Source organism: Pseudoalteromonas sp. 5Ae-yellow (genome assembly GCF_014077565.1).
Taxonomy (GTDB): Bacteria; Pseudomonadota; Gammaproteobacteria; order Enterobacterales; family Alteromonadaceae; genus Pseudoalteromonas.
Genome location: NZ_JACGWD010000132.1, coordinates 1 through 3,350 on the forward strand (window position 1 = coordinate 1; position 3,350 = coordinate 3,350).

The following is a 3,350-nucleotide window of genomic DNA, read 5'->3' on the forward strand; positions in this document are numbered from 1 at the left end:
TAAATGGTCTAATCCCATTTAATTACATCTGTGCTTGCCTTGATGAACTGTGCCAGCCTGAGCCCGATATCGACAGCTTGTTACCCTGGAATTTTAAAACATAGGTGTAGTTCGCTAGACGCTCACGTTTGAGTTGAGGCTAGTTTATGATGAAAAAAGCGGTTTTATAGGTTCACTCTATGACATTCAACGTCATAAAGACTCACAACTTTTGCTTACACAACAGCAAAAATATGTAAAACGCTTATCGCTTGTTGCGAGCCATACAAATAACTTAGTGATAATTACAGATAAATTTGGCGTAATTGAGTGGGTTAACAATAGTTTTGAAGTACTTACAGGTTACACCTGTGATGAGGTTATAGGCACCAGTCCTGGTCATTTACTGCAAGGGCCAAAAACATGTGAAAAAAGCCGTAAGGTCATGTCTCATGCCGTAAAAAATGGACTTCCTTTTCAAGTTGAAACTACAAATTACGATAAAAACGGTAATATTTATTGGGTTGCTATTGATGCAAACCCAGTGCGAGATGATGAAGGCCAAGTAAAGCACTTTATCGCTATAGAAACTAATATTACGCAGCGAGTTAAAGCCGAACAAGCAATGGCAGAGATAGAATATAATTATCACTCTGTCGTTGATAATATCCCTGATATTGTTTTACGCCTTGATACATTTGGCAATCTATTATTTATAAATCAAGCATGGCAGCGAGTTCTACACAGCAAGGTAGATGAGAGCCTTGGCTTACCTATAATTAAGTTTATAGCAAAAGAAGATGTAGAAAAAATTAGTAGCACTTTACTTGATTATAAACAAGGTAAGCGTGACATTCGTCGCTTTGATATACGTTTAATTAATGCACAAGGTATAAATAACTGGGTCGAAATTACACTTACTCCAATTGTTGGTGGCTACGAAAGTGATTTATCATCAATTGCTGCGACACTTGTGGATATACAAGAGCGTATTGAAAGCGAGCAAATATTACTTGAAACTAAACATCAGGCAGAAACCCTAGCGGAGTCAAAAAGCCGATTCATGGCAAATATTAGCCATGAAATTCGCACGCCATTAAATGCTGTGATTGGATCTGCAGATATTTTGCATCATACCGGTTTAACTTCTGAACAAATGCGCTATACACAAATGATTAAAACAAGTTCTGACGCGCTATTAAGTGTATTGGACGATGTATTAACGTACTCACGTTTTGAAGCACAAGCCATAACACTCAATAATCAGCCATTTAGTATTGATACGTGTATTGAAGAAGCAATAGATATAATTTCCCAAAGTGCTTTACAAAAAAGGCTTGAGGTTATTTTTGATTTTTATCCTGATGTACCAGCTCAAGTAATTGGTGATCATGCCCGTATAAGACAAATAGTCATAAATTTATTAGCCAATGCGATTAAGTTCACTCAACATGGTGTAATAACGGTTACTGTTAAGTTCACTCATATTGAAGGTAATAATTTAAACCTTTATATATCTGTAAAAGACACGGGTATGGGAATTGCAAAAAATAAAATTGACAGTATGTTTATGCCTTTTATTCAATCCGATAATTCAATTACTCGAAAGCATGGTGGCAGTGGCTTAGGGCTTGCGATATGTAGGCAAATTTGTGATGTGGTAGGTGGAGATATTTCGGTTAGTTCTGAGTTTAATAAAGGAAGCGAGTTTATAGTTAATTACCCGCTGCAAATAGACACAACTGACTCAATTTTAAGAGAAGGGTTTGCAGCACGAAGTAAAAAACCAAAAGTATGGATAGTAGGAAGTCACGAAATTCTAAAAACAGCCTTGGAGCATACGCTCACTCGGTTTTCTATCACTTTTGAACATTACGAAGTATGCCCAGATATACCCAAGTACGATAGTTTTCCTGATGCAATTGTACTAACTGATCCTCAAATGTTAGCCCAAACACGCGAGCGTATAAATACATACAACTCCCTTAATTCACCGTGTTTACTCATCCTAGATTTGCTAGGTAAAAGCTTATTACCGCAAAATATTAACGACAGAGAGCTTAGGTTAAATGGCCCTTATAAAGTATCGCATGTACTACGGGCAATTAGTTTATTAGAAGAGCAGCTGTTTCATTTGGATATTATATTTACCAATCGTGAGCAAAAAGAAACTTTAGAAAGCTCCTTAGGGTTAACTCAGTTAAGCGGAACCAAGGTATTGGTTGCTGAAGATAATACGAATAATCAAATTGTAATTCGGCAGTTTTTAGAACAAAAAGGTTGCCGTGTACATATTGTTAGTGATGGTCAAGAGGCAATAATCAAGGCGCAAAACGATGAAATTGATATTATTTTTATGGATATCCAAATGCCAATACTCGATGGGATTTCTGCAACTAAAGCAATCAGAAAGTTAGGTATAGCCACCCCCATAATAGCACTCACTGCAAATGCGATTCATGGTGATAAAGATCGATTTATAGACGCGGGGATGAATGACTATTTAGCTAAGCCAATTGTAAGTGAGACACTTTATTTATTACTTGATAAATATGCCCCAGAGCAGGTTATTGAATCTAAACATTTAAAGCTCTCTCGTTTAGCGCAAGTGTGGGAAAAGCTGAGTTGAGCAATGAAGGCTAGGGTTTGTTAAACGTTTAGGGTTAAGTTTGTAGCAGTGTGTTTGGTATTTAGGCAAAGTTGAGCCTATGCAGTGTGGTTATTTTCCATAAATGGGCGATAACGTAGCATTAATGCCAAACAGGCGCTGCCCAAAGGTTTCTTCCTAAGGGCTATTTACTCTTTGTTGCCAACATGGATGTAGGTAAGGGGCGTGAGCAGAACGCGGAAGCTTTGCTCGGTCTTACATCGATGTAAGTCTGTCTCTTATACACAAGTCTTTGAATATCGTTAAGTCTGTGATCTAATCGATCATCATCACTCATAGATTTATCGTATGCACACAAACACTTCTGAAGAATGGGCTCAATTAATTTTTGGTAACGCTAATTTAGGTGATCCGAGACGCACCCGACGATTAGCTCTACTAGCAAGCGATATGGCTGAGAATGCAGACAGCTCAATTGTTAAGGCTTCTGATACACCCGCAAAAATTGAAGCCGCTTATCGTTTCATTAGAAATGAGAAAATATCCCCTCAAGCGATTGCAGATTCAGGGTTCTCACGAACGAGTGAAGCGGTAAAGCAGTTGCCTTTGGTTCTCGCTATCCAAGATACGACAGGATTGACATTTAAACACAGTGTTTGCAAAGAATTAGGCGATGTGAACTGTGCAAATACATTAGGAAAACCATCAAAAACAAGAACGCTATATGCGCATTCAACTTTAGCAATTGATGCAGATACGGAGC

At 37.9% G+C, this 3,350-nt stretch carries 2 protein-coding genes; both read left to right on the plus strand.

The window, feature by feature from the left end; genetic code table 11:
* Window positions 1–211 precede the first annotated feature (211 nt).
* On the plus strand, window positions 212–2,608 hold the full coding sequence (locus tag H4J63_RS19570) for a PAS domain-containing hybrid sensor histidine kinase/response regulator (RefSeq protein WP_259365857.1): 2,397 nt from the start codon (window positions 212–214) through the stop codon (window positions 2,606–2,608).
* 327 nt (window positions 2,609–2,935) lie between these two features.
* On the plus strand, window positions 2,936–3,350 hold a 415-nt coding region (locus tag H4J63_RS19575), incomplete at its 3' end, for a transposase (RefSeq protein WP_182198079.1).